Genomic DNA, 26,937 nt, shown 5'->3' with positions numbered 1-26,937 from the left:
GCTCTGCATGGCTTCTCGAGAAACCCCCACCCGCGCCCCGTGGCCCTTCGCCATCGTGGGCGCCGTGGCGGTTTTATACGTTGCTATTCCCGTCGTGGCACTAGCAACGCGCGTGCCATGGTCCCGTCTCGGGGCGGTCGTCGGTCAAGACTCCACCCGCGACTTGCTGCGCGTGACTTTGGGTTCTGCGGTCTTGGCCACCGTCCTTGCCACGTTCCTGGGCGTCGGGCTCGCCATGTGGCTCCACGGCCTCAAACGCATGGGCCAGGCTGTGCGCCTGCTGGTCTACCTTCCGCTGGCCATGCCGCCGGTGGTGGGTGGCCTAGCGCTAAGCGCGGCACTCGGTCGGCGCGGGCTCTTGGCCCCGCTTCTCGACGCCCTCCACTTGAAGTTCGCCTTTGCCTTTGCCGGTGTGGTCACAGCGCATACTTTCGTGGCGCTGCCCTTCGTGGTGGTGGCGGTGGACTCGGCATTACGCCACATTGACCAGGAGGTATCCACCTCAGCGCGCCGGGTGGGAATGTCACGGTGGGCGGTATGGCAGAAGATCACGCTGCCTACCATTGCGCCCTCCATCTTTACCGGCGCCGTTCTGGCCTGCGCGCGCAGTCTGGGCGAGTTTGGCACCACGATTACCTTCGCTGGTTCGTCGCCAGGTATTACGCGCACGATGTCGAGCGGCATCTACTTAGAACGCGAGGCCAGCGCGGACAACGCCTATGCTCTCTCCGCCGTGCTCATCGGCCTAGCCGTGCTTTGTTTAGCACTCGCGGGCCTGCCCACGCTGCTGCGCAAGGAACCAGCGCCACGGGCACACGCACAAGGCCCACTTGATATCGAAAAGCTCCGCGAGCTAAGCAGGCCGCAGCAAAGCCGCGAACTCACGCCGTTCCGGCCCCATGCCACGACTGCCGTGGTGGGCGTTAACGGCGCGGGCAAGACAACGCTGCTGCGCCGCATCGCTGACTCCTCCGACAGCGTCATGCTCACCCAGAAGCCCGCATTGCCGCCGCTGTCCACAGTGACCGAGGCGATCAGCATGGTCACCGGTGTCGAGGACGTTACCGCGCAGCTCATTTCCGCTGCCGGGTTAGATGAGATCGCCCACGTCAAGGTGCGGGACCTCTCCGGCGGACAAGCAGCACAAGCCGCCTTGGTACGCGCTTTGGCCGCGCGGCAGGCAGTGCTACTACTCGACGAACCCCTGGCTGCAGTGGACGCCGCTGCCGCCGCACAATGGCGCCGTCTGCTTGCTGCCGCGGCGCACGACCGCACCACGGTCCTCGTCACCCACAATGTTCTCGACCTTCTCAGCCTGGCCGATGACATCGCGGTGGTGGAAAAAGGCGAAATTCTTGCACACGCCCCTCGCCAGGACGTCGTCAATGCTCCGCCCAACCGCTTCGTGGCGCAGTTACTTGGCCGCAGCGTCATCCGCGGCAACCAGGTTGCAGGCGCGCTGCAGCCCGATCCGCAGGGCGACACAACGCTCGTCCTAAGCAACAGCGACGTCGTGCTTTCCCCTTCCGGAAGCATCACTGCCACCGTGCTGGATTTGCGAGCTATCTCCTTAGACCGGGCCGTCGTTACCCTGGACTTGGGCGGGCAATCTGTAGACGCCGAAATCTCGGTCACCGAGGCAACAAAGCTCGTCGTCGGCGGGCAAGTCCACTGCTCCATCCTCACTAATTAGGGGGAAGTAGCTCCACGTAGTGGCACATATCGCACCTCTATCATTGTCTTTTCTACGGGTCAGCGCTGTATCGTCATTATTAACAACCCATTAGCCTTATAAATTATTCGAGGAGAAACATGCCTGTCCATGCACCGCGGTCCTCCACAGAACTTTTCCCAGAAGCACTCCGCCTGTCACCCAAACAGCGAGAAGTTTTAAACGTTCTGCAGGAATATCCGCAGGGAGCACGCGCGGCGGACATCGCCAAAGACATGGACATGCATGTCAATACCGCGCGCGGCCACCTCGATGAACTGGTACATGTCGGCGCAGTCCGCGTTATAACCGCACCAGCCAAGGGCCGCGGACGCCCTTCGCTGATTTTCCAGGTTCGCATCCCTGATAACCGCTCAGTGGCAGAAGAATACGTCACCCTCATTAGCGTTTTGGCAGAGATGTTGGCAGATAAGGATGAGATCAACGACTACGCCTCCGAACAGGCACGCGCAATTGGCCGCAAGTGGGCTACCTCAACGCACCAGGACCAGTTCCCCTCCGCCAACGCGCTGACCCCGCTATATCGCAAGATGCGCGATATGGGATTTGACCCCACTGCATCGGCTACCGAGCTCGAAGAAAAGGGCCAGACCGACATGGAGCTGCATGCCTGCCCGTTCGTAGCGGCAGGTATCAAACCCTCCCCGTTCGTCTGCGCTATCCACGATGGTTTCTTGGAACAAGTCGCAGCTGATTCCGGCGAGCACCTCTCGCTTACCCTGGTTCCGAAGTCAGGCAACGGAACCTGCTGCGTAAACGTCAAGCAGACTGTTTAAGCCCGCGCTGCATGGACCTCGACCGGGCCTGCAACCTCCAGTGGGAGTACTCGCAGGCCCGCTTCGCGCGCATCCTGCAAGATTGATTCCTCAATAGGCTCAGTGTGCAGCACCATCGCGGTAGGGCCCGCACCTGAAAGGTAGGCCGCATAGCCGCGGTTGCGCAGACGGTTGACCCATTCCGCGGTAATAGGCAACACATCAGCACGATAAGGCTGGTGCAGCCTGTCACGGGTGCCTTCCCACAACAGCTCCGGATACTTCTGCAGTGCGACGACCTGCACGGCAGTGCGCGAGACGTTGAAGGAAGCATCGCCGTGCGTCACGTGCGAAGGCAACACGCGGCGGACGGCTTGGGTGGAGGCATGGAAATCCGGTACCAAGGCTGTGGCCTGGATGGATTCGTGTACATTCACACTGACAGCGCGATATTCTGGCAAAGATCGGCCGTCAACCGGCACTGTGGTCCAGGAGACCACGGCATTGCCTAGCACGGACGCCGCGGCGTTATCGGGGTGGCCCTCAAAAGCAGAAGACAGCTGCACTAGCTGATCGTTGTTTAGCGGTGAGCCTGCCAAGGCATTCCCCGCTGCAACGCCGGCGACGGCAGCGGCGGCCGAAGAACCAAGACCACGCGACTGTGGGATGTTGTTATTGCAGGTAACGCGCAGACCCGGCGCCGCAGCATCCGCCGCATTCAGCGCGGAACGGATGGCTTTAACCACCAGATGAGAGTCATCGCGTGGCAAGTCCTCTGCTCCCTCACCGAAGATTTCTACCTCCAGCCCAGCGGAGATGACCTCAACCTCGACGGTGTCATAAAGGCTCAGCGCAATGCCGAGGGTGTCATAGCCGGGGCCCAGATTAGCTGAGGAAGCAGGGACTTTTACCGTGGCCTTGACGCCTACCTCTACCTCCGTGCTCACAGCTGGCCACCGTCCAAGCGGATAACGGAGTGGACCGCCTTGACATCATCAAGCTGGCCCAGCTCCTCAACGATGCCCTGCATCTCATGCTCCAACGCGGTGTGGGTGACCACGATGAGGCGAGCGATTCCGTCGCCGTCTTCCTGGCGCACAGTGCGCAGGGAGACGTTGTGCTTGGCAAATAGCGCGGAGATCGCAGAGAGCACGCCTGTGCGGTCTACGACTTCCATATCGATGTGATAGCGGGTGTATACCTCACCAAAGGATGCTATCGGCAGGTTAGCGTAGGTGTTCTCCCCCGGCGCACGGCCGCCGTGAACGATGTTGCGGGAGGCGCCGACGACGTCGCCAAGCACCGCAGACGCCGTCGGGTTACCACCGGCACCGTTGCCGTAGAACATCAGGGAGCCAGCTGCTTCGGCCTCGACGAAGATAGCGTTATAGGACTTGCTGACGGAGGCCAGCGGGTGCTCCTTAGGGACCAAGGTCGGGTGCACGCGCGCGTTGACGGACTCATTGCCTTTCGCATCACGCAGGCGCTCGCAGATGGCCAGCAGCTTGATGGAATAGCCTGCCTGCTGTGCGGCGGAAATATCCTCAGCAGTGATGTTGGAAATGCCCTCGCAATAAACATCATCGAAGGTAACGCGGGTATGAAAGCCCAAAGACGCGAGGATGGCCGCCTTCGAAGCGGCATCATGGCCCTCGACATCGGCAGTTGGATCGGCCTCGGCATAGCCGAGCCGCGTGGCCTCGGCGAGCGCGTCCTCGTAGGAGGCGCCCGTGGACTCCATCGCGTCCAAAATAAAGTTGGTGGTGCCGTTGACAATGCCGGAAATGCGTTGGATCTGGTCGCCCGCGAGCGAACGACGCAGCATGCCCACGACCGGGATGGCAGCAGCCACTGCAGCCTCGAAGTAGAGGTCCACGCCGGCGTTATCGGCAGCTTCGGCCAGCTCGTCCGCATGAGCAGCCACCAGCGCCTTGTTCGCGGTAACCACAGACTTACCGGCATTCAGCGCGGCCAGCACGAGCTCGCGGGGAAAATCGATACCGCCAATGACCTCGACGACCAAGTCGATGTCGTCGCGCATGACTAGGGCCTTCGCATCGTCAGTAAGCAGATCCTTCGGCACGCTAGGACGCAGCTTATTTTTGTTCTGCACGGCGACGCCGCGGATTTCTGCGGGACCGCCAATGCGGTGGGCAAAGGCATCAGCGTTTTCCCCCAGCAGGCGGAAAACCTCGGCACCAACGGTGCCGAAACCAAGCAGCGCGATGCCTACAGCTTCGCCTTCGCCTTTACCAGTGCGGATCTTGGTCTGTGAAGTCATATCGTCCCTTAAACGTTGGTAGTTAAATTGCTACCCACACTATACGGAACGAGCTGTCTAGTTTTTGCGCTTCCAGAAGATTCTTTTGCTCAACAGTTAAAAGCGATGAATTTAATCAATTTCAAGGGCCATTAGGTCCTCGACTGTCTCGCGACGCAGCATCAAACTAGCCTCGCCCTCGCACACGGAGACCACGGCCGGCCGCAGCGCGCCGTTGTAGCGCGAGGCCATCATGTACTGATAGGCGCCGGTGGTGGCGAAGGTCAGCAGATCCCCTGTCCTAATGTCACCCGGCAGCTTGCGTTCACTAACCAAGATGTCACCGGACTCGCAGTGGAAGCCCACCACACGGGAATCCACTGGCTCGCCTTGAGTCAACCGGTTAACCACGCGCACGTCATATTCCGACTCATAGAGCGCGGGGCGGACATTATCCGACATTCCGCCATCGACTGAGAGATAACGGCGCATCGGCAGCTCGGCCTTGCCGGTCTCTACGTCTTTGACGGTGCCCACCGAATACACGGTTACCGCAGAGGCGCCGACCAGCGAGCGGCCCGGCTCGACCAGAACGAAAGGCGCATCGATGCCCAGTTCGCGAGCGGTGCGCTCCACTGCGGCAAGCAGATCTTGGGCCAGCTTGGCGACGTCGAGAGCTTCCTCGTACTCCATGTATGGAATGCCGAAACCGCCGCCCAAGTCGAGTTCCTTGAGCGCTACCCCCAGCTCGGTATGGATGCGCTTATAGAGCGAAAGCACGCGCTCGGCGGCCAACTTAAAGCCATCAGCATTGAAAACAGACGAACCCACGTGACAATGCAGCCCCACCAGCTCCAAGTTTTCAGCTTCCAGAACTGCCTTGGAGGCACCAAATGCCGCACCCGTGGACAGGGAGATGCCGAACTTTTGATCCTCATGCGAGGTTGCGATGAATTCGTGGGTGTGGGCATCGACGCCCGGCTTGACCCGGATCATCACCGGTTGCACGCGGCCGGCCGCACGCGCGATTTCATCAAGCAGCGCCAGCTCACCTTCGTTGTCGAGCACGACGTGCGCTACACCATTGTCCACACACAGCTGTAGGTACTCGCGCTCCTTGTTGTTGCCGTGCGCGGTCATGCGCTCCGGCGGGAAACCAGCTGCCAGGGCTACCTTGGCCTCATTGAGGGAAGCCACGTCAAGACATAGGCCTTCCTCGGCCACCCACTTCACGACGCGCTTGGTCAAAAATGCCTTCGATGCGTAGTGCACGTGCTCAGGCCCGCCGAAAGCACGTGCCATGTCGCGGCAACGAGAGCGGAAATCGTCCTCATCGAAGACATAGAGCGGCGTGCCGTATTCCTGCGCGAGCTCTGTAAGTGGCAGGCCGGCGATGGTGACCACGCCATCGTCCTGGCGCTTAGCGTTGCGTGGCCAGACGTGGGCTGGAAGCTGGTTGAAATCCATCTACATCTTCTCCGGGGCGCTGACGCCCACCATGGTCAGAGCGTTGGAGAGGACCTGACGTGCGGCGTCGGCAAGCGCGAGGCGTGCGATATGGATTGGCTGCGTTGTCTCGTCCGCCTTCGGCAGCACCTGGCACTGGTCGTAGAAGCGGTGGAACACAGCCGCCAACTCCTCGGCAAAGCGGGCGATGCGGTGCGGCTCGCGCAAGGTCGCTGCGGTGGAGACAACCTCAGGGAACTCGCCCAGAGTGCGGATCAGATCGCCTTCCTTCTCATGCGTGAGAAGCGCGAGATCTGCATCTGCCATAGCTGCGGCGTCAAGGCCCAGCTCTTGCGCCTTGCGCAGGATGGAGCAGATGCGCGCGTGGCCGTACTGAACGTAATAAACAGGGTTATCGGAGGACTGAGAAGCCCACAGGCCCAGGTCGATGTCGATGGACTGATCCACGGAAGAACGCACCAGGGAGTAGCGTGCGCCATCGACGCCGATGGCCTCGACGAGATCGTCGAGGGTGATGACGGTGCCGGCACGCTTGGACATCTTTACTGCCTGACCGTCACGCAGGAGGTTGACCATCTGGCCGATGAGTACCTCGACTTGCTCTGGGTTATAGCCCATGGCGGCGGCGGCCGCGCGCAGGCGGGCGATGTAGCCGTGGTGATCCGCGCCCAGCATGTATATGGCCAGATCGTGGCCGCGGTCGAACTTGTCAGCTACATAAGCAATATCACCAGCGATGTAGGCAGCATCGCCATCGGACTTGATAACCACGCGGTCCTTGTCATCGCCGTAGTCGGTGGACTTCAGCCACCATGCACCATCTTCGAAGTAGAGCTTTTCGTTGTCCTTCAGGTGAGCGACGGCCTTTTCGACTGCGCCGGACTCGAAAAGCGAGTTCTCGTGGAAGTAGACGTCGAAGTCAACGCCAAACTCGTGGAGAGAATCCTTGATGTGCGCGAACATCATCTCCACGCCGGAGGCGCGGAACTTCTCGCGGACCTCGTCCTCAGAGCCTTCCAGTGCGTTCGGGACCTGCTCGACAACCTTGGCCGCAATCTCTTGGATGTAGTCTCCGCCGTAGCCATCTTCCGGGGTCGGCTCGCCCTTGGCCGCAGCAACGAGGGAGTTGGAGAAACGGTCGATCTGGCGACCGTGATCGTTGAAGTAGTACTCGCGAGTAACCTCAGCTCCCGACGCCTCGAGCACACGACCCAGGGAGTCACCTACTGCTGCCCAGCGGGTGCCGCCCAGGTGGATTGGGCCGGTGGGGTTCGCAGAAACGAACTCCAGGTTGATCTTCTGATCTTTATAAGCATCATTGTGGCCATAAGAAGTGCCAGCCTCGCGAACCTGGCTGACGATTGCGCCCTGCGCGGCAGCAGCCAGACGGATGTTCAAAAAGCCAGGGCCGGCAATCTCCGCGACGTCGATAGCGGCGTTTTCTGCCAGCGCCTCAGCGAGCCAGGTGGCCAGATCACGCGGATTCACGCCAGCCTTCTTGGCTACCTGCAGGGCCAAGTTGGTGGCGTAGTCACCGTGCTCGGGATTACGCGGACGCTCCACGGTCACGGTCTCAGGAAGGACGGCGGTGTCGAGCTCGTGTTCGCTCAATACAGCGACTGCGGTCTCTTTAATAAGCACAGAAAGATCTACGGGATTCATAGCGTCAAAGTCTATCGTCCCGCGCTGACATGAGCAGCATCAGGCACGCATTGGGGCCTTTTTTAACAGCAAGCAACTTGTGTGACATTTGCCCCTTATTGCGAAACTGTCGCGAGAAGGCTCGCTCAAGTTTTAGGCTTTAGGAAGACTGAGTATTAAATAAAACGCTCGTTTTCCTTCTAGAGACTTGGGTAACTATGAACACTTTCCAAATATCGACGGATGCGATCGGCGGTAGCCTTGGCCTTTCCGCTGCCGTAGCGACGCTACCGCTTATCGCCTTCTTCATCATGTTGCTGGGTTTTAAGGCCCGCGCACACACCTCGGGCGCAGTTGCCCTCACCGTCGCACTCCTCATCGCCACCTTCGGCTTCGATATGCCAGCAGGCATGGCCTTTTCCTCTGCGGTGCGCGGCGGCCTGTTTGGCCTGCTTCCCATCGTCTGGGTCATCATCACCGCCATCTGGTTCTACGAGATCACTGTAGCTTCCGGCCGCTTTGAGGATCTGCGCAAGACCTTCGACCTGCTTGGCGAAGGCGATATCCGCATCCAGGCCATCCTCATCGCGTTCTGCTTCGGCGGCCTCCTCGAAGCCCTGGCAGGCTTCGGTGCTCCGGTAGCGATTACCGCAACGATGATTCTGGTATTGGGTGTCAAACCACTGAAGGCTGCCACCACCGTCCTTATTGCCAATACCGCGCCCGTTGCCTTCGGCGCCGTGGGTATCCCCGTTACCACCGCGGGTGAAGTTGGCGGCCGCACCGCGGAGCAGACCGCCGATATTGCGGGCCTGATTTCCTTGCAGGTCCTGCTAATCGCAGCCGCAGTTCCATTTTTCATCCTCTTTATCCTGGACGGTATGCGCGGCGTCAAGGAGGCAGCACCTGCCGCCGCAGTCATCGGCGGTTCCTTCGCCATCGCCCAGTGGGCCGCGGCCAACTTCTTTGCCTACCAGCTGACTAACGTTGTGGCCTGCATCGTTTCCCTGGGATGCGCATTCGTGTTCCTGCGTATGTGGAAGCCAAAGGGCGTTGCCGAACTGCGTCAGCGCATGGAGATCCCAGCACAGGAGGAGGTCACCGATCTTTCCGGCGTCCGCATCTGGATGGCGCTGCTTCCCTACGCCGTGGTTACCGCAGTCTTTGCGCTTGCCACCGCCGTGCCCAAGCTCTTTGGTTTCTGGAAGATTAAGTTCGCCTGGCCGGGCCTGGATGGCACAGTCCTTGACTCTGCCGGCAAGGCAATGGACACCTCGTTTAGCTTCAATGTCTTTGGTAATCCCGGCACCTTGCTGCTGATTTCTGGACTAATCGTTGCAATCATCTTCTGGATTTTCAACGATGGCGGCCACTACCATTTGGCAAAGTCCGCGCCGCTTGCCAAGTTTGGCGAGGTTTGCGCCCGCATGAAGTTCTCGGCGCTTACGATTATTTTGGTCCTAGCCTTGGCTTACACCATGAACTACTCCGGCCAGACCATCTCTATTGGTGAGTTCGTGGCGTCGGCAGGCGGCATCTTCGCCCTCTTCGCACCCGCCCTGGGCTGGATTGGCACGGCTGTCACCGGCTCGGACACCTCAGCCAACGCTCTCTTTGCTAACCTCCAAGTCACCGCCGCCGAGCGCATCTCCGTCAATCCAGACCTCATGCTTGCTGCTAACACCGCCGGCGGCGTGGTGGGCAAGATGATTTCCCCGCAGTCTCTGGCCATCGCCGCAACGGCCGTCAAGATGGAAGGCGAGGAATCCCGCATCCTGAAGGCCGTGGTGGGCTACTCTCTCGCCTTCCTGGCCACGGTCTGCATCATCGTGTTCCTAATGACCAATGTGTTGGGCTTCCTAGTTCCATAGCCGCAATTTTCAAAGCCAAAAAGTCGCCGCACCTACCCGGCTATTAGGGGCGGCGACTTTCGTATACCCCCAAAAGGTTTGAACTTGCCAGTGACGCATGACTCACTTGACGCCGCAGATCAGACTTTGACAAAAGCCATGCGTCCATCTGTGCACGTGAGCAATTTCGCAACACTAGTGTTGTGAAACAACCCCAGTTAAACAGGCCTTTTAATACAGAATATCTGCGGAGTTATCGGTAGTATTCATGCCACAACCACAAACGTTTGCCTGAGCCTCCTGCATCCAGCTCATCGGAGGCAAACTTGGGCAGTAAAAGGAGCGCAAAGTATGCGAATTGCACTATTTTCCACGTGCATTGGTGACGCCCTCTTCCCGGACGCACACAAAGCAACCGCACTAATCCTCTCCCGCTTGGGCCATGAAGTGGTCTTCCCAGAAGAGCAGACCTGCTGCGGACAAATGCATATCAATACCGGTTATCAGAAGGAAACCCTAGGGATGATCCGCAGCTATGCGGACGCCTTCGCGGATCCTTCCATTGACTACGTAGTCTCCGCTTCTGGCTCCTGCGTCGGCGCAGTTCGCGAACAGCACGTCAAGATTGCTGACCGCTTCGGTAACTCCGCTGACGTCGACGGCGCCAAGATTGCTTCTCAGAAGACCTTGGACCTCCCGGAGTTCTTGGTCGACATCGAGCAGCGCACCGACTTAGGTGCCTTCTTCCCACATAGGGTCACCTACCATGCTTCCTGCCATGGCCTGCGCTTTTTGAAGTTGGGTGACCGCCCGTACCAGCTGCTGAGCAAGGTCGAGGGCATCGACCTCGTGCCGCTAGAAAACGTGGAAGAGTGCTGCGGCTTCGGCGGTACCTTCTCTATTAAGAATCCTGAGGTCTCCCAGGCCATGGTCTCGGACAAGACCCGCCACGTAAGGGACACCGAGGCTGAGTACTTGACCGGCGGTGACTCTTCCTGCCTGATGAACATCGGCGGCGCCCTCTCCCGCCAGCGCAGTGGCGTGCGCGTTATCCACATGGCCGAAATCCTGGCTTCCACCAAGGAGCACCCATGGACCCCTGATACGGCCGCATATTCCAAGGAGAAAATGCTCTAATGACTTCCTTCCTCGATACCACCCCACCGCGGGCGCCCGAAGGCTACGGCAACCTGCGCGGCAGCAAGGCATTCGTGCCGCTGGCACACGTCGGCCTGAACAACGCTACGCAGCGCCACAACCTGTACCACGCCACCACCACTATTCGTAATAAGCGCGCCAACGCCGTCGAAGAGCTACCGGATTGGCAGCAACTGCGTGACGCTGGCTCCGCCCTCAAAGAGGACGTGGCAGCCCGGATGCCTGAGCTCCTCCTCCAGTTTGAGGAAGAGGTAACCAAGCGCGGCGGCATTGTTCACTGGGCCCGCGACGCCAAGGAAGCCAACGAGATCATCGAGGGGCTTATCCGCGAGACCGGTGAGACCGACGTCGTCAAGGTCAAGTCCATGGCAACCCAGGAAATCGGCCTGAACGAGCACCTCGAGTCTGTAGGGATCAATGCCCGCGAAACCGACCTGGCTGAGCTCATCGTTCAGCTGGGCGAGGATAAGCCCTCCCACATCCTAGTTCCAGCCATCCACCGCAACCGTGCCGAAATCCGTGACATCTTCGTCAACAAAATGCCGCACACGGATGAATCCCTAAAGGCTGAGCCAGCCGAACTCGCGGAGGCTTCTCGTATCTTCCTGCGCGAGCAGTTCATGAAGGCCAAGGTCGCCATCTCCGGCGCTAACTTTGGTGTCGCAGAAACCGGCACCATCAGTATCGTGGAGTCTGAGGGCAACGGCCGCATGTGCCTTACCCTGCCGGAGACCCTGATTACCGTGATGGGCATCGAAAAGCTCGTGCCAACATTCCAAGACCTTGAGGTCTTCCTGCAGCTTTTGCCGCGTTCTTCCACGGCAGAGCGTATGAACCCGTATACCTCGATGTGGGCGGGCATAACTGAAAACGATGGTCCGAAGAACTTCCACCTCGTCCTGCTGGATAACGGCCGTACCGCGGCACTATCCAGTCCAATCGGCCACCAGGCGCTCAAGTGCATCCGCTGCTCCGCTTGCCTGAACGTATGCCCAGTCTACGAACGCGCCGGCGGCCACGCCTACGGCTCGGTCTACCCAGGCCCCATCGGCATCTCCATTACCCCGCAGCTAACCGGTATCAAGGACCACCACGATCCTTCCGCCAGCCTGCCTTATGCATGCTCCCTGTGTGGACGCTGCGACGAGGTTTGCCCGGTGAAGATTCCGCTTTCTGAGGTCATCCTGGAGAACCGCCACCAAAAAGTCACCAACGCTACCCCGCCGGTGGAATCCAAACTGTTTAGCGCGGTTCAGCTCGTGTGGGGCCACCCGAAGGTCTGGAACCAGATCACCCACATGGTCGCCCTCGGCCGCGTATTGGGCGGCTTCAACGGCGTCATCGATAGCTTGCCTTTGTTCCTCTCCGGCTGGTCCGACGCCCGCGATACTGCAGTCCCCCCGAAGAAGTCTTTCCGTCAGTGGTTTGACTCCGATGAAGCTAAAGAATTGCTCGCCCAGGCCAAGAAGGAGGGTATCAAGTGAGTACCGCCAAAGAAGAGATCCTGAAGCGCATTCGCACCGCGCAGAAGCAGGCAGGCCTGTCTGAACACGTCGACATCCCGCGTGAGTACGAAACACAGGGCACGCTAAACGCGGATGAGCTGCGTGACATGCTGGTTGACCGCCTTGAGGATTACAAGGCGGAGGTCCACGTCACGGATGAGGCTTCCCTGGCCAAGACCATCTCGCAGGTCTTCACGGACAAGGATTGTTCTACGGTGACCTATGCGCAGGGCATGGACACCGCGCTTATCGACGCCATCACCTCCGACGTCACATTAAACGCCGACGATCCCACGTCTGACCCACGCGAGCTGGATACTGTCGACGCCGTGCTCACGGAGTCGCACGTAACTTCCGCACAGACCGGCACCATCGTGTTGGAGGCGGGCCCGCTGTGCGGCCGCCGCGCTCTCACGCTGGTCCCAGACCGCCATGTATGCATCGTACGCAAAGAGCAGGTGGTCTACGGCGTGCCGGAGATGGTCTCGCGCATCAATCCGGACTTCCCAGCAACCTGGATTTCCGGCCCGTCTGCTACTTCCGATATTGAGCTCTCCCGCGTCGAGGGCGTGCACGGTCCACGCGATCTCATAGTCATCATCGTGAAGTAAGGCTCGTATGCGGAACTCACCCCGCATTAGCTTCTAACGACTGGCATGCGCTAGAATCACACCGTTGATATCTGGCGCATGCCACCTATCATTTGCCTCCGTAGCTCAGCGGATTAGAGCATCGGTTTCCGGTACCGAAGGTCGCAGGTTCGACCCCTGTCGGGGGCACAATTTCTCCCCTCGCTTGCTCGGCGTTCAACCCGGCAGGCGAGGGTTTTAGCTTCGTATCCACATTTTCCATTTCTTGCAGCTTCCAGAAATCTCTAGCGCATCGCCGTCGCTCGATATTAGGAATCCCTTACCGCTCGAAGTCAAAGAATCATTCCTAAGAATGATCCCGCGGGCTGTAAGGTCAGGGCCATGGAATCAACATCTCGACCCACGCGGGCCTACCTCTCGTTTCTCGCGGCCGCATTAGCGTTCTTCGTGGCGCCAGGGATTGTGGGCGCGGCTCTTAGTGGGAGTACAGCGACTGTGACCATGCTGGTGCTGCTGCCAGTGATGGCGTTGGCATTGGGCATGCTGGATGGCCGGCTCTTTCGCTACACGCTGTCCTTTCCGCTCATTGCGGCTTTTATGTTCTGGCTTTCTACCAATGTCTACTACAACGACGGAACGTGGGTCTATGCAGTTGGGGTCGTCTTGCTTGCTTGGTTGGGCAGCTGGTTAACAGGAAGGAAGACCTAGGTCATGGAAACGTGGATTCTGAACCATCCGGAGGCCGGAAAACTCGAAGTCATGGTCGGCCCAGATGTGGAGTTTGCTGCAGCTTATGAAGACTGGCCGCAAGAACCGAGCGAGCAAGAATACACCGCCCTAGACGCCAACATGCCGCTTAAAGATAGAATCCAGGCATTCATTGATAATCCACCTATTCGCGTGCAGATATGCTGCGACGGCGAAGTCCTTGGAAGGTACACCTCGTTGTCTTCGACGCGAGTGGCACTAAAACAAATCGAAACCGACGAGCTGCACAGCTTCGATGCCATCAACCGCACGAAGCCGCACCTCAAGCTGCACGCGAATGCTCTCGACGAATTGCTCGAGGTGACCTATCACAACGGCAAAGAGGTCATCGAGTTTGAGCCACCAGCTAGCAGCCGGGGTGCGCGGCGTCGCGAAGCAATGGAGCAAAGCCCCGTTAAACGCGTGACCTATCCCCTCCTCGCAGGCCTCGGAAAGGGCGGCTGGGCGTTGGCCGTTATCGTGCTCGGCCCAATCCTGCGCAAGCTTTTGGACTTGCTGCCTATCCCCGACATCGACTGGCCGGATCTGCCAGACCTCCCCGAACTTCCCCAAATCCATCTGCCAACCATCAGTATCGATTGGCCGGACATCAACTGGCCGAACATCGATTTCCCTGACCTCCCGGCGCTGCCCGAGTGGATGGTTTTCTTGCTCGATAACTCGAAGGTGTGGGTGCCCATCGTCATCGGTATCGCCATCGGCGTGATGTCCATGCGCAACCACAAAAAGTCCGAACAGCATAAGAGGCAATGGCAGGACGGCGGCGAAGATACGAGAAAAGAGAATCCTCTGCATTAATACGCGGGCGCGCATAAGCTGGTGTTGAAGAACCATAATCTCTACAAGGAGGTACCTGACATGTCAGATCTGCGCACCGACCATGGTCCGAACCCTTATGTTCTCAACATCGAAGAGACCACCCTGGCTAACGATGCTTTCCGTGACACCCTGTGGACCGGCCAATACCTGCAGATGACCGTCATGTCTATTCCTGCCGGCGGCGAAATCGGCGCGGAGGTCCACGATGACCATGACCAGTTCCTGCGCCTCGAGTCCGGCAAGGGCCGCATCATGATTGGTGAAGACAAGGACAACCTGGACATCGATCAGGTAGTCGAAGACGACTTTGCCATCTTCGTACCAGCTGGCAAGTGGCACAACTTCGTCAACGAGGGCTCCGAGCCGGCAAAGCTCTACTCCATCTACGCCGCACCGGATCACGTTAAGGGCACCATCCACGAGACCAAGGAAGACGCGGACAACGATCCGAACGAGCAGCACTAATTGCGGCAGGCTTTTAAAACAACAAAATGGCGGTCCAGAAGATGGGCCGCCATTTTAATATTTAGCTATTGAGCTTTGAGTTCTCCAAGTACTACTTGATGAACGGGTTTACGATCTCCTGGGTGATGTCCAGGGAGCCGTGCTCGATGTAGAACATGCCGAGGAACATAGCGGTAACGAGAACGAAAGCCAGGAGCATGTTCGGGATCCACTGGACGAACACAGATACCCAGCCGTCAGCCTTGTCACGTGCAGCTGCTTCGCGCTGTTCCTGTGCCTCGTATTCGTTCATAATCCGTTGTTTCCTTTCACTGCGCCTTGTACTCCCTAGGCACACCTCGCCTAGCAAGAGTAATCACTGGCACTAACTTTAGCAGTAGATCGTTATGAATTTGTAGTTATCCACCGTTTGATTGACACCATTGCGGCCTGTTTGAAATACCAGGGTCCTCGTTGTTTTCGAGGGCGTCGACAAAAGCGTCTCTATCGGCGAACATGCGGTTGATATCGGCTTCTTCACCAACAATCCAGTGGCCGCTTTCCTCGTCAAAGGTAATTGCAGCGTCTGGAAACTTCTCCAAAGCGGCGTCCATGGCAGCCGCCTGTTCTTCCGTAGCAATTCCCTCAAGGTGAGCTTCTGGGTCGCCCAGGTCATCGAGAACAGTGATGTTGTAGTGCGGGTACTGGCGCTTAGGGTGCTCGAAGAGCTCTTGTCCCATCATGGTGGTGTCTCCTTTTGGGCTACATATGAGTTAGGCTGTGGCGCTAAGCCACATGATAGGTCAAGTAAGACCTTGGCCTTGCAAGCTTAAGCCTGCGGCTCGTCTCGCCCGTGCAGAAGTTCGTCGGGTACGAATCCCTCGTAGCCAGGGACGTTCTTTACTGCTAGCACTCCTTTGAAGAAGTTAACCAACGAGGGAACATCTTCCTCGCTTAGGTGATCGAAGACAAGGCGGCGCACGGACTCGACGTGCTCGGGCACGGCGCGCTCGAGGCGGGTAAAACCGTCATCGGTTATTTTTACCACCACGCCGCGGGCGTCGCCGACGCTCTTGCACTTGGTGACGAGCCCGCGCTTTTCCATGCGTGTTACCTGGTGAGATGTGCGGGAACGGTCCCAATCCAGCTCGGCACACAGCTCGCGCAGGCGCATCTGATGATCTTTTTGCTCGGATAACGTCACTAGGACGGCGAACTCAGAAGCAGAGACTTCCCCACCGGACATGAGAGTTTCTTCCATGCCGCGATTGATCTTGCGGATGGATCCAAGAAGCAGGCGCCAAAGCTCCTGTTCCTCCTCGTTAAGCCAGCGAGTTCCCGTAGTCATGCAAATAACAGTACACACTGGCTTTACTGAGAAAAACTAAGCCTTCAGCGCCTCCATGGCAAGCTCCGTGCGCTCCGGTACACGTGCATATCGCTGCGGCATACATGTAAGCACGAGCACCTGCGAATGCTTGCCTACCTGGGCGAAGAGCGTCGACATCAGGTTCAGGCGCGTCGTGTCGGTAGAGCCCAGCGCATCGTCCACGATGACGGGCACGCCGTACTCTTGAACGAGCCCGGCGATAGCAAACCGTGTAAGGATGGCCAGCTGCTCCTTCGCGCCGCCGGAAAGCGAACCCATATCAATGGTTTGGCCGTTGCGGCTACGCGCGGTGACAACGAGCTCCTCGGAGAGCTCGAAGTCGACGTCACCGCCGAAGACGGTGCGCGCGAGAGCATTAAGCTTTGTCACGAAAGGCGCGGCGTAGCGCTGGCGCGCGGCATCGCGATGCTTAAGCAACAGCTCCCGCAGATAGCGGGCAGCATTTGCACGCTTTTCGACGGCCGCGAGTACCTCCCGTGAGATTTCCAGCTCGGCGCTGGCTGCAGCCAGACGTTCGGCCACACCAGAGTGCATCTCGATTCGGCCTACATATTCGCGCATGTCGCCGTCGGCACTCAAAATTGCGTTGTTCAGGCTACGTACCTGTTCCTCCGCGCCCTTGTGCAGAGCAAAGACCGTATCGACGTCGATGGCGCTTAGTTCTCGCAGGCGTTCGCGCTGCTGCTCCAGCTGCACCTTCGCCGCACGGAGAGCCTCTTCGACATCTGCATCCGTTGCTGCATCGCGGGCCTGACGCAGCGCCTCCTCAGCTGCAGCATGCTGGTTGGCAGCGGATTCATGCCGCGCCGTCGCCGCAGCCAGCTGCGTGGCCGCCTGACTATCACGGTACGGGGCCAGCTCCTTTTCCGCCATGGTGACTTCGCTGCGCGCGGCCTCCTCAGCTGACTCGGCACTGGACAAGTCGAGTGCTTCCTCAGATACGTCCGTATCCTCGTGCTCGCTAGGCTCTTCAAAGTCCGCTGACTGTGCGGCATATTTTGCTTTGAGCTCGCCTAGGTCGTCGGTGCCCAAGGCCGCCTTGAACTCGCGCTGAGCTTGTTCGACGGCGCGTTGCTTTTCCAAGAATTCCTCGCGCAGCTTCTGTGCCGCAGCGAGGTCTTCGCAACCAGCGTCTTCAAGCAGTTCCGCAAGGCGCGTGCGTGCCTGTGCCACGGTATCGGCCGAGGTATCACCGGCTGCTGCTTGGTAGGTTGCCTGAATCTTGCCAAATGCAAACTTCATGCCATCGCGTAGCTGGATGGTTTGTGTGTTGTCGTCGGTTTGTTGGACTTCGCCGTCGACCTCGAACTCGCCTTCACCGCTGATGACCAGCTTGGCAGCGGCTGCGGCAAAAACGCGTTCTTGGACCTGGACTTCGTTGGCGGCTTGCTCGATGTCTTTCAGGTTCGCAATCTCTGGTGCTTGAGCTAGCTCTGCGCGGCGCGCTGCCAATTCTTTGTCCAGCTTTTCCAGATACTCGAGGCGCTCGCCAAGGGCTAGCCACTGTTTTTTCTTGTCTTGCTTTCGCGCGCTCTGTAAGGCCACGCGAGCTTTTTCGTAGGTCTTGTTTGCTTGCTCGAGTTTTTCCGTAAGTTCGCGGCGGACTTCTTTCTCATCTTCGACGCTCGCGCTAAGTTCTTCGACCATGGTGGCTAAAGCCGCGAGATTCGCAGCGGCCCTGGAAACCTCCTCCACCGCGCTGCGGCGGCGTTCGAGTGCTTCTTTCTTGGCTTCCACATCTGCCGCAGCGCGGTCAACCACTTCGCGCTGGGCTTCGATTTTTTCGAGGACGGCGCGGGCCTCAACAACGTCCTTTTCGCGCTCGGCTAGTTCTGCCTGCGCTGCCGGCAATGCTTCCTCGGCGTCGCGCTTGGCAAGTTGGGCAGCCTCGTGTTTGACCACGACATCGTCAAGCTGGCGCAATGCTTCCGTGGCCTCATTGTGCGCAAGTTCTGCCGCGTTGTAGCACTCTTGGGCATCCTTTAGTTCTTTAGCCGGCTGCCCGGTGAGCGCGGTGAAGTATTTTTCGTATTCCTTCTGCACGCGATTGACCAGCTCAGAGTCTTCCGCGGCCGCGGTGGACATACCGCTGGCCTCTTCCAAGGCATTCGTCACCGAGGGAATTCCCACGGCAGCCACGCCGGAGCCTAGGTCATCCTGGCGGAGGAACAGAGCGTCAAGGAGCTGGCGGTCAAGATGCTCGTTCAAGATGCGATCCAGCTCGTCATCGGCCTCGCCACCCGTAAATTGCGCCGCACGCGGTGCCAGAACGCGCAGTTCAGACATCTTCTTCTTGAGCCAGCGCTTGTGGATGCGGAAGTGATACGGACCCACGGTGACCTCAAGCTCTACCTCAGGGCCCGCATCTCGGTCCACCGGTTTGAGCGCCTTAATCTTCTTAGCGGCACCCGTGTGCTTTTCCGTCAGCACGGTGTCGATGGCTTCCACGATGGTGGACTTGCCGGTCTCGTTCTCACCATGGATAACCACGACGCCGGTCTCCGGCAGCTGTTCGATGCGCAGATGCTCGACGCCGCGGACGTTCCAGATTTCCAAGCTGTGTAGACGCATCATGGCGTTAGGCCTCCTTCACACTGAGACGGAACAACAGGTTGGCTGCGTCGCGGGCTACAGGGTCCTCCAGGTTTTCTACCAACTCCGCCAAGGCATCAGCGGCGAAGCCGGAAAGCTCTAGGCTGGCAAGTTCCTCCTCATCGGGAGCAAGATGCAAGTCCATGGTTCGCTCACGCGGGCGAAGCGAGGCGAAGACCGGCTCCAGCTCGGCCAAGCCTTGCTCCAAACGCGCTTGGGCGCCCAACCCCACCGTGCCGCGCAATCCATACTTCACTGCGGTACGGGACTTATTCGGCATGTCATCGAGAACAGTGAGGAAGCGCTCGACATCCTCGTCGGAGTTGACGTCTGCCGCCACCGCGCGAAAAGCCCAGCGGCCGATGTGGTGCGGGGTGACCTCAACCTGCCCATTGTCGATTACCACGACCAGTGCATTGCCGGAATCGCGCTCGCGGTCATCAAAAGCGGTGGTTTCCGGGCTGCCGGAGAACCAGACGCGCCCCGATTGCCCCAAGGCCTGCGTGGAGTGAGTATCTCCCAGAGCCAGGTAGTCGATGACGCCCTCAGAAATCTGGTTTTCAACAAACTTTAAGTCAATAACGTCAGCCTCAGACTCGCGTGCTTCCACTTGCCCGTGGCCCACGGCGATGCGCACGCCGTCGTAAGGCTCGAGCGGGGCGAGCGCTGCCTGCACGAGGTCATAGTTTGCGCGCTTGGAGAGATACGGGGCGCCGACGATCTCTACTCCTTCGCGCACCTCAATCGGGGTGGAATCCGCGATGACGTGGACGTTGTCCGCAAAAGGCTTGCGCAGGATGGAATCCGCCACGAGCGGATCGTGGTTGCCGGGCAACAGATAAACAGGCACCGGCAGATTACGAAAGGCCTCCTTGGCACGCCCCAAGGTGGCCTTGCTGAGCGAATTATGCTCAAATACGTCACCTGCCACCACGATGAATTCCGCACCGGTTTCCGCGGCTAATTCGCCGAGCCTGACAACGGCCGCCTCACGGTCATCGTTGAAGCGCACCTGGGCCTCGCCCTCGAGGAACCAGCGGGTCATGCCTAACTGAAAGTCCGAGGTATGGATGAAGGTCACCATGGATGAAACTCTCCCCTTTTGAAGTCTCCGGCAGCAGGTACTAAGCCCTTATGCCTATTGGTGAGTCAGATGATAGTAAAGGTCCTCGACATCAGAGACCGCGCGAAGCAAATCTATGTTCGTATGGCTGACGGCGCGCATGGCCTTACGCAGCAGATCTGGGTCAGAGTCATCGACTGCCGGTGCCACTTTCGGGCGCGGCATATCGGGCAGCTGCCGGCCTTCCCAAAACAGCTCGTTGCGCTCTTCGGGGCTGAGGCTGCTACCGGAAAAACTGTCCTGGGAGACATTTTTCGCCTGCTCCATCACAGCCTGCTCGAGGCGCGCAAAGTCCAAGCCACGCAGCGCAAAGATTACCGAGGGATCGGCATCCATGCGCGCCGCCAGCCGGTCGGCCACGGCGACCACGTGCTTACACACGTACTCGGGGTCCGGGCAGGTGCACGAAAACCGCATGTCGGCTGGGTCTTGCGCAATGAGAATGTCGAGCGCTTCCTCACTGAGCAGGCCGTCGCGTGCGTTCGCGATCGAGTTCGGCGTGCGGGCAAACATTTGGCTCAGCTCCGCCACGTCATCGTTGGTGCGATACGGCACCTGCAACAACACGGTGAAAGGCTCGTTCTGGGAACCGGCAACCTTGCCGTGTACTGCGCCGTTGCGCACGTCCAGGCCCACCACGTGACCGCCGTTGGCATACTGGCGTCCACGGGTAATGCGCCCGGAGTCGGCCTCCTTATTCACGAAGGAGACGATGCGCGTTGCCGCAGGAGCCATGCTGCGCACGCGAGAGACGCGGCCGGCCTCCTCCGGGGTGCTCACGCGTTTGCGCGCGCCGAAGTTGGCATAGATGACGTTGTCGTGTTCCTCAGACTTAGTATGCTGCGCCATTAGTCAGCCTCCCTGTAGCTCATCAGCTGTGCCAATTGCTCCGGATCCAGCTCGGTTAGCCAGCCTTCGCCCTCGCCCACCACGGCGCCGGCCAGGTGCGTCTTGCCGTCCAAAATGTCCTGGATGGATTCCTCGAGCGTACCCGCAGTAATCATCTTGTAGACCTGCACGTTGCGTTGCTGACCAATGCGGAAGGCACGGTCGGTGGCTTGGTTTTCCACGGCGGGATTCCACCAGCGGTCCATGTGCACGACAATCGACGCCGCGGTCAGGTTCAGGCCCGTGCCGCCTGCCTTGAGCGAGAGGATCATCGCCGGCGGCCCGTCCGGCGCCTGGAATTCCTCCACCATTCGGTCTCGACGGTTCTTTGTCACCCCACCGTGCAGGAAGGGGATGTCCCTGCCCAGCTGCTGGGTGAGATAAGGCTGCAAAAGGTCGCCGAAAGCCTTGTACTGGGTAAAGATGAGGATGCGTTCTTCGCTTTCTACAGCTTGGTCCACAATCCGCATCAGCTCTTCGACCTTGCCTGAGCGGTGCTTTCCCTTAATGGTGATGGCAGAGCCATCGCCCAGATAGTGCGCTGGATGGTTGCAGATCTGCTTGATTCGAGTCAGCGAGGCCAACACCAGGCCGCGGCGCGACATGCCCTCGCGTACCTCCAAGGCCTTTTGCACGTCGTCAACAAGCGCCTTGTACAACGCCGCCTGCTCGGCCGTCATCGCCACGGTGATGATCTGCTCCGATTTCTCTGGCAGGTCATCGATGATGTTCGGATCCGTCTTGAGACGGCGCAGGATAAACGGCGCTGTCAGCTGGCGCAGGCGCTCGGCCATGGTCTCGTCGTTTTCACGCTCGATGGCCTTGGCAAAATGATTGCGGAAGAAGGACGCGCTGCCCAGAACGCCGGGATTGCAGAAATCCAGGATGGAGCGCATCTCCGACAAACGGTTTTCCACCGGCGTGCCGGTCAACGCGATACGGTGGCGCGAAGGCAGCGAGCGCACCGCCTTCGAGGAACGCGTCGCGGCATTCTTAATCGCCTGTGCCTCATCGAGCACCACGCGGTCCCATTCCACCTTGCCCAAGGTAAGGAAGTCACGGCCGACTGTTCCGTAGGAGGTGATGACGAGGTCTGCCTTCTCCGCGGCTTTGATGAGTGCTTCATCCTTGAGGCGATCCGAGCCGTGCTGCACCAGGACTTTGAGGCTCGGCACGAACTTCGCGGCCTCGCGCGCCCAGTTGCCCACTACGGAAGTAGGCGCCACGACAATGGTTGGCTTGAGCTCCGGGTTTTCTTGGCGCTCGATGGCAAGCAGCGTAAGCAGCTGGAGGGTTTTGCCCAAGCCCATGTCGTCGGCGAGCACTGCTCCAATGTTGTTGCGGGACATCCAGTAGAGCCAATCCACGCCGCGGCGCTGATACTCGCGCAGCTCCGCCTGGACGGTATCGGGCAACTCGATGCGCGCGGGCGCGGGAGAATCCATGCCGCCGAGCAGAGAGGTATGCCACGTCGAGCCGGTAAATTCTACCGGCTCCTCGGCCATGGATTGCAGGGCCAACTCGCGCAGCTCCGCCACGGAGACCTGGGAGGTTTCGCCCTCGTTGAATTCTTGCAAGCGCTTTTCGACGTCCGCGACAAGTTCCTGCCAGCCCGGCTGTTCTAGCTTCCGAGCGCGCTCGGCGGCGGCGCTAAGCCGCTCGAGTTCCTTCTTCTTACGCTTCTTGGCGGTTTCCGCCAGCTTGTCCATGTACTCGGAAATCTTGGACAACGCCTGGGTATCGGCGGTCACCCACTCGCCGCGGAGGCGAATCAGGCCGGACTTGGACGCCACCAGCTGGCGCATCTCTTCCTCGGTGAGCTCAATATCGCCTACGGAAAGATGCCAATCATATTCCACCAGCTTGTCCATGCCGAGGTGGGCCTTGGTGGATCCTTCGGCAGGGTCACGCACCTCGCGGGTTTCCAGTTTGGCTTTGGTTTCCATGTGCGCCCATGCCTTAGGCAGCAGCACGGTAAAGCCGGCTGCCTTGAGCTGGGCGACGTCCTTGGAAACGAACTCCACCAGCTGATCGGTGCCCAAGAATACATCCCAATCGCCGGCGTCATAGTCCGGAACGGCCGAAGACTCGCGCAGGCGCGGCGCCAGGCTAAATGCCTTGCGCTGCGAGTCGCGCAGCTTGACCACGCTGCCTCTGTCCAGCTGCTCCTCGATGATGGGGCGCGGGGCGTCGGTGCCGGAACGGACCTGCACGCGGATGGGCCAGACGCTGGATTCTGGATCTTCATCGTGGCCGGGCTCTTCCACAATGAACACCAGCTGCAGGTCGACAGAGGTAATCGAGTCTTTCCACTCGTTTAGAGCACGCAGCAGCTGCGCGCGCCCCTTTTTCACCGGCGCGGTCGTGAGCATGGCCTGCGCGAAGTCGTGCCACGGTGCGGGACGGGGGGCGTCGGCAAGCGAGCGCAACTGTGTAAATGCGATCCAGTGGGTCAGCTCGTCTGCCATGTCATCAGAAAGCGCGCGGTTATTGATGGTCAAAATGCCCGGCGCGGCAGCCAGCATCTCGGCGAGCCATCCGCGCTCGCCCAAGCCCGAGGTCAGCTGCCACATGGGGAACCACTCGCCGCCCTGATAGGAAAGGCGGATGGTCACGCGCCCGGCGCGCACGAACTTACTAAGTCCCCGGTAGGCGCGAATCAGCCACAGAAGATCTGGGGCGATGGTGGCTTTTTGTTCCGGTGTTGCCGCTTGGCTTAGTGAGTCTAAAAACTCCATCTTGGCCAGGGTGGCCACGGCTTCCTCGGGAGCAAACATGGCCATGGGGACCATGAGGGAGACGTCCTTGCCCTTTGGCGTGCGCAAAGAGACTCGGGCGCGGTTGCGGAAGGACTTCTTGGCAAGAATTGTCTCCACCACCTCGGGGAAAGTCCCCTCTGGCACTGCCGAAGGCATGATGATCTTGTGCCCTTCCACCTGCTCAATCCATAGGCTAAGCCCTGAGACTGGGAGCCAAAGGCCGTGGAGGAGGTAAGAAGCCATAGCTGCCAGTCTAGCAGCGCACCTTTTGGGGGCAGGGCGAGAGCTTTGAGAGCGAAAATGGCAGGAAAGAGCAATCGTTATAATCTCGTTACATTCTTACGTTTCCAGTGATAGACCATGAGATTTACCTGTGTATGGAGTCACATATTTTTGGTAACGGGACAGAATCTCGTTGGGTTGTAATGCGCGTCACGTTAGCGTGGGAGGGTCCTACTCTCAAACAACGAGGAGAAATCCGTGCAAGATTCCACTTGGTACGTCGTGGCGATGATTCTCTATCTGCTCGCGATGGCCGCCATCGGTTTCTGGAGCTATAAACAAACAGATCAGTACGACGATTATGTCCTGGGCGGGCGTGGACTCCACCCCTTCGTCGCGGCACTGTCCGCCGGCGCCTCGGACATGTCCGGCTGGCTGCTCATGGGCCTGCCTGGCGCATTGTTCTTAACGGGTATGTCGGAGCTATGGATGGCCATCGGCCTGCTGGTTGGCGCATGGGCCAACTGGAAATGGGTCGCCCCACGCCTGCGCTCCTACTCTGAGATTGCCGGTAACTCGATTACCGTTCCGTCCTTCTTTGAGAACCGCCTGCATGACAAATCCCGCGTGCTGCGCATTCTCTCGGCCGTCATCATCATCTTCTTCTTTACCTTCTATGTCTCTTCCGGCATGGTCTCCGGCGGCCGCTATTTCGAGTCCACCTTCGGCGGCGATTACTTGGTCGGCATGCTGATCGTTGCGGCCGTTACCGTGTTCTACACTTTCGTCGGCGGCTTCCTCGCGGTCTCCTACACCGATACCGTGCAGGGCTTGCTCATGTTCGCCTCGCTCATCATCGTTCCGATCATGGCAATCATGACTTTGGATAATCCTGGCGATATCTTCAGCTTCGCGGCGGAGAATCCTTATGCTTCCGGCGGAGTCATTGAAAACCCTGAGTACTTCTCGCTCTTCTCCGGTGTTTCCGCAGCAGTTATCATCGGCAACCTAGCCTGGGGCTTGGGGTATTTTGGTCAGCCGCACATCATTGTGCGCTTCATGGCGCTGCGCAAGCCTGCCGACGCCCGCGCGGGCCGCTTCTACGGCGTCAGCTGGATGTTCCTTTCCCTGATTGGCGCCATCTTCGTGGCCCTGGCCGGCACGGTATTCTTCACCAACACTGATCACGCCATTACCGATCAGGAAAACTACGAAACCATCTTCCTTGACATGGCCCAGGTCATGTTCCACCCGCTGTTCGCAGGTCTGGTTCTTACTGCGGTTCTGGCCGCCATCATGTCCACCATGTCCTCACAGATGCTCGTGGTTTCCACCTCTCTGATCGAGGATCTGTTCATGATCGTGGCAAAGAAAAAGCCCTCCCAGGACGTTCTCATTAACCTATCGCGTACGGCTGTGGTTGCCATTGCCATCATCGCGACAGTCCTGGCGATTAATCCTTCCGATTCCATCCTGGGCTTGGTCGGCTTCGCTTGGGCCGGCTTTGGTTCCGCATTCGGCCCGCTGGTGCTGCTGTCCCTGTACTGGAAGCGCCTGAACTCCACCGGCGCGATTGCCGGCATGGTGACCGGTGCCATCGTGGCTGTCGGCTGGGGCATGTCTGCGCTTTCCGATGCCCTCTACGAGCTGGTCCCAGGCTTTGCCATCTCCCTAGTGGTCACCGTCGTGGTCTCCCTAGTGACCAAGGCACCAGATACCAAGGTCGTCACCGAGTTCGAGGAAGCTTCCCAGCTGGCCAAGCTTGTTGAAAACAACAAAAACTTGGGCTTCGAGGAAGCAGCAGAGAAGGTACAAAACTAAGCCACCCTTATATCTCCCCACCGGGAACCGCGCACAGCACGGCACAAGTCTAAATAGTCTATGAAGCACTATTTTCTTGCCGGGCTGTGCGCGGTTACTGCGTTGTGGGGCCTAAACCACTTCCTGCCGGGCCCGCCCTTGGGCGTGGCTGAAGCAGATATGCGAGTTCGCATCATCGGCTACGAACGCGAAGCCTTCGGCGGCTGGCTACCCGATACAAAGGACAATGTACGAGATGCCCAGGCCACCGCCTACGGCCTATACGATCCTTATTCGGGTAAACACAACCCAGCCACCGTTGAGGTCGACCACGTCTTCCCTCTTTCGGCGGCGTGGGACATGGGCGCCTACCGCTGGGATAGGCAGCGCAAGACAGCCTTTGCCAATGACCCGCTCAACTTGGTAGCAACTGCAAAAGATCTCAACCAGGACAAGTCCGATTCCCTGCCTTCCGAGTGGCTACCGCCTGCCAACCGCTGCGACTACTCCCGCCGGCTTGCGGCCGTGGCACGCAAATATGATTTGCCCCTTCCAGCTGCGGATGTACGGGTAATGCGCAGGCAGTGTCGGTTCGATTTCCAGCTCACCACTGACTAAACTTCTTGCGAACCCCAAACTGAAGTGAAAGGCCTCCATGACTAGTCTTCTAGTAATTCTGCACGTCCTCGCAGCAGTGCTGCTCATCGGCCCGGTCTGCGTGGCAACTTCTGCCTTCCCTGGTCAGATGTTTAGCGCCGCCAATGGTGAGCACGTAGCAGTCGGTGCAGCGCGCATCCTGCACAAGATCACCAACACTTATGGCTACATCTCCGCCATCGTGCCGGTTCTGGGCGTCGCTGTCTTCCTGACGGACCTCGAAGCCTACAAGTCCGCAGTCCAGTTCCACATCGCGATCCTGCTGGCAGTTATCGCTTGGTGCCTGCTGTTCTTCCTCATCGTGCCGAAGCAGAAGAAGGCCCTCGCTGCTCTCGACGGCGCCGAAGACATGGACGCTGAAGGTCTGAAGAAGCAGCTTTCCGCTTTCTCCGGCATCTTCAACCTGCTGTGGATGATCTGCGCAATCTTGATGTTCGTCTAAGCAGGCGGGGCATCCTTAAGCACTCTGCTTATTCAACAAAAAGACCGCCCAGTCTAAACCTCCTACTTAAAGGAA

Annotated in this window: 23 protein-coding genes and 1 tRNA gene; 13 read left to right on the top strand and 11 right to left on the bottom strand. The window is 59.1% G+C overall.

Annotated elements, in window-relative coordinates; all coding sequences use genetic code 11:
- The first annotated feature begins 7 nt into the window (after window positions 1-7).
- Together QKB66_RS01440 and QKB66_RS01435 are read left to right on the top strand one after the other, a co-directional pair.
- Window positions 8-1,693 (top strand): ATP-binding cassette domain-containing protein, encoded by a 1,686-nt coding sequence (locus QKB66_RS01440; RefSeq protein WP_414252527.1) that lies wholly within the window; start codon window positions 8-10, stop codon window positions 1,691-1,693.
- Between the two features lie 119 nt (window positions 1,694-1,812).
- Window positions 1,813-2,508 carry a helix-turn-helix transcriptional regulator gene (locus QKB66_RS01435; protein ID WP_414252526.1) on the top strand — a complete coding sequence of 232 codons (696 nt, stop codon included), beginning with the start codon at window positions 1,813-1,815 and terminating at the stop codon, window positions 2,506-2,508.
- Here the strand turns inward: QKB66_RS01435 and thrB are convergent.
- From thrB to argS, 4 genes are all read right to left on the bottom strand, one after another.
- Window positions 2,505-3,434 (bottom strand): homoserine kinase, encoded by a 930-nt coding sequence (gene thrB / locus QKB66_RS01430; protein ID WP_414252525.1) that lies wholly within the window; start codon window positions 3,432-3,434, stop codon window positions 2,505-2,507. The two genes, QKB66_RS01435 and thrB, sit on opposite strands and share 4 nt — an antisense overlap.
- On the bottom strand, window positions 3,431-4,768 hold the full coding sequence (locus QKB66_RS01425; protein WP_414252524.1) for a homoserine dehydrogenase: 1,338 nt from the start codon (window positions 4,766-4,768) through the stop codon (window positions 3,431-3,433). Before QKB66_RS01425 ends, thrB begins: the two co-directional genes overlap by 4 nt.
- 111 nt (window positions 4,769-4,879) lie before the next feature.
- Complete coding sequence (lysA, locus tag QKB66_RS01420; protein WP_414252523.1) at window positions 4,880-6,214, bottom strand: diaminopimelate decarboxylase; 1,335 nt, start codon at window positions 6,212-6,214, stop codon at window positions 4,880-4,882.
- The gene (gene argS, locus QKB66_RS01415; protein WP_070456190.1) at window positions 6,215-7,876 is read right to left on the bottom strand and encodes an arginine--tRNA ligase; all 1,662 of its coding nucleotides are present in this window, start codon (window positions 7,874-7,876) and stop codon (window positions 6,215-6,217) included. It lies immediately after the preceding gene.
- Window positions 7,877-8,073: 197 nt separating this feature from the next.
- Here argS and QKB66_RS01410 point away from each other — a divergent pair, with 197 nt between their 5' ends.
- The 8 genes from QKB66_RS01410 (at window position 8,074) to QKB66_RS01375 (ending at window position 15,010) form a co-directional block, all read left to right on the top strand.
- The gene (locus QKB66_RS01410; protein ID WP_248090678.1) at window positions 8,074-9,726 is read left to right on the top strand and encodes an L-lactate permease; all 1,653 of its coding nucleotides are present in this window, start codon (window positions 8,074-8,076) and stop codon (window positions 9,724-9,726) included.
- A gap of 330 nt (window positions 9,727-10,056) precedes the next feature.
- Window positions 10,057-10,842, top strand: coding sequence for a (Fe-S)-binding protein (locus QKB66_RS01405; protein WP_311517972.1), 786 nt, complete (start codon window positions 10,057-10,059; stop codon window positions 10,840-10,842).
- Entirely contained in the window at window positions 10,842-12,347 is a 1,506-nt protein-coding gene (locus QKB66_RS01400; protein ID WP_414252522.1) for a lactate utilization protein B, read from the top strand. The genes QKB66_RS01405 and QKB66_RS01400 overlap by 1 nt, the downstream gene beginning before the upstream one ends.
- Entirely contained in the window at window positions 12,344-12,979 is a 636-nt protein-coding gene (locus tag QKB66_RS01395; RefSeq protein WP_414252521.1) for a LutC/YkgG family protein, read from the top strand. Before QKB66_RS01400 ends, QKB66_RS01395 begins: the two co-directional genes overlap by 4 nt.
- 94 nt (window positions 12,980-13,073) lie before the next feature.
- Window positions 13,074-13,147: transfer RNA gene (locus QKB66_RS01390), tRNA-Arg, on the top strand.
- Between the two features lie 306 nt (window positions 13,148-13,453).
- Window positions 13,454-13,666, top strand: coding sequence for a hypothetical protein (locus QKB66_RS01385; RefSeq protein WP_414252520.1), 213 nt, complete (start codon window positions 13,454-13,456; stop codon window positions 13,664-13,666).
- A gap of 3 nt (window positions 13,667-13,669) precedes the next feature.
- A complete protein-coding gene (locus tag QKB66_RS01380) occupies window positions 13,670-14,524 on the top strand; it encodes a hypothetical protein (protein WP_414252519.1) in 855 nt (284 codons plus the stop codon).
- A gap of 60 nt (window positions 14,525-14,584) precedes the next feature.
- Complete coding sequence (locus QKB66_RS01375; RefSeq protein WP_062035372.1) at window positions 14,585-15,010, top strand: cupin domain-containing protein; 426 nt, start codon at window positions 14,585-14,587, stop codon at window positions 15,008-15,010.
- Between the two features lie 91 nt (window positions 15,011-15,101).
- Here the strand turns inward: QKB66_RS01375 and QKB66_RS01370 are convergent, their stop codons facing one another.
- The 7 genes from QKB66_RS01370 to QKB66_RS01340 form a co-directional block, all read right to left on the bottom strand.
- Complete coding sequence (locus QKB66_RS01370; protein WP_062035374.1) at window positions 15,102-15,302, bottom strand: hypothetical protein; 201 nt, start codon at window positions 15,300-15,302, stop codon at window positions 15,102-15,104.
- Window positions 15,303-15,408: 106 nt separating this feature from the next.
- Entirely contained in the window at window positions 15,409-15,732 is a 324-nt protein-coding gene (locus QKB66_RS01365; RefSeq protein ID WP_414252518.1) for a molecular chaperone GrpE, read from the bottom strand.
- An 86-nt stretch (window positions 15,733-15,818) separates the two neighbouring features.
- Entirely contained in the window at window positions 15,819-16,337 is a 519-nt protein-coding gene (locus tag QKB66_RS01360) for a MarR family winged helix-turn-helix transcriptional regulator (protein WP_239238803.1), read from the bottom strand.
- Window positions 16,338-16,373: 36 nt separating this feature from the next.
- Complete coding sequence (locus QKB66_RS01355) at window positions 16,374-18,953, bottom strand: AAA family ATPase (RefSeq protein WP_414252517.1); 2,580 nt, start codon at window positions 18,951-18,953, stop codon at window positions 16,374-16,376.
- 4 nt (window positions 18,954-18,957) lie between these two features.
- The gene (locus tag QKB66_RS01350; RefSeq protein ID WP_062041200.1) at window positions 18,958-20,055 is read right to left on the bottom strand and encodes a metallophosphoesterase family protein; all 1,098 of its coding nucleotides are present in this window, start codon (window positions 20,053-20,055) and stop codon (window positions 18,958-18,960) included.
- A gap of 54 nt (window positions 20,056-20,109) precedes the next feature.
- Complete coding sequence (locus QKB66_RS01345; protein WP_061925914.1) at window positions 20,110-20,943, bottom strand: hypothetical protein; 834 nt, start codon at window positions 20,941-20,943, stop codon at window positions 20,110-20,112.
- Window positions 20,943-23,984, bottom strand: a complete 3,042-nt coding sequence (locus QKB66_RS01340; RefSeq protein ID WP_414252516.1) for a DEAD/DEAH box helicase — start codon at window positions 23,982-23,984, stop codon at window positions 20,943-20,945. The genes QKB66_RS01345 and QKB66_RS01340 overlap by 1 nt, the downstream gene beginning before the upstream one ends.
- Before the next feature lie 237 nt (window positions 23,985-24,221).
- Here QKB66_RS01340 and putP point away from each other — a divergent pair, with 237 nt between their 5' ends.
- Genes putP through QKB66_RS01325 form a run of 3 tightly spaced genes read left to right on the top strand, consistent with a single transcriptional unit; the run spans window position 24,222 to window position 26,862 of the window.
- Window positions 24,222-25,784 (top strand): sodium/proline symporter PutP, encoded by a 1,563-nt coding sequence (gene putP / locus QKB66_RS01335; RefSeq protein ID WP_414252515.1) that lies wholly within the window; start codon window positions 24,222-24,224, stop codon window positions 25,782-25,784.
- Window positions 25,785-25,844: 60 nt separating this feature from the next.
- The gene (locus QKB66_RS01330; protein WP_070432818.1) at window positions 25,845-26,381 is read left to right on the top strand and encodes an HNH endonuclease family protein; all 537 of its coding nucleotides are present in this window, start codon (window positions 25,845-25,847) and stop codon (window positions 26,379-26,381) included.
- A 37-nt stretch (window positions 26,382-26,418) separates the two neighbouring features.
- A complete protein-coding gene (locus tag QKB66_RS01325; RefSeq protein ID WP_061925925.1) occupies window positions 26,419-26,862 on the top strand; it encodes a hypothetical protein in 444 nt (147 codons plus the stop codon).
- The last annotated feature ends 75 nt before the right edge of the window (window positions 26,863-26,937 follow it).

Origin of the sequence: Corynebacterium sp. c25Ua_89 (assembly GCF_047459735.1) — a bacterium.
In the GTDB taxonomy this organism is placed as follows: Bacteria; Actinomycetota; Actinomycetes; order Mycobacteriales; family Mycobacteriaceae; genus Corynebacterium; species Corynebacterium simulans.
This window is presented reverse-complemented; position numbering and strand designations above follow the sequence as displayed.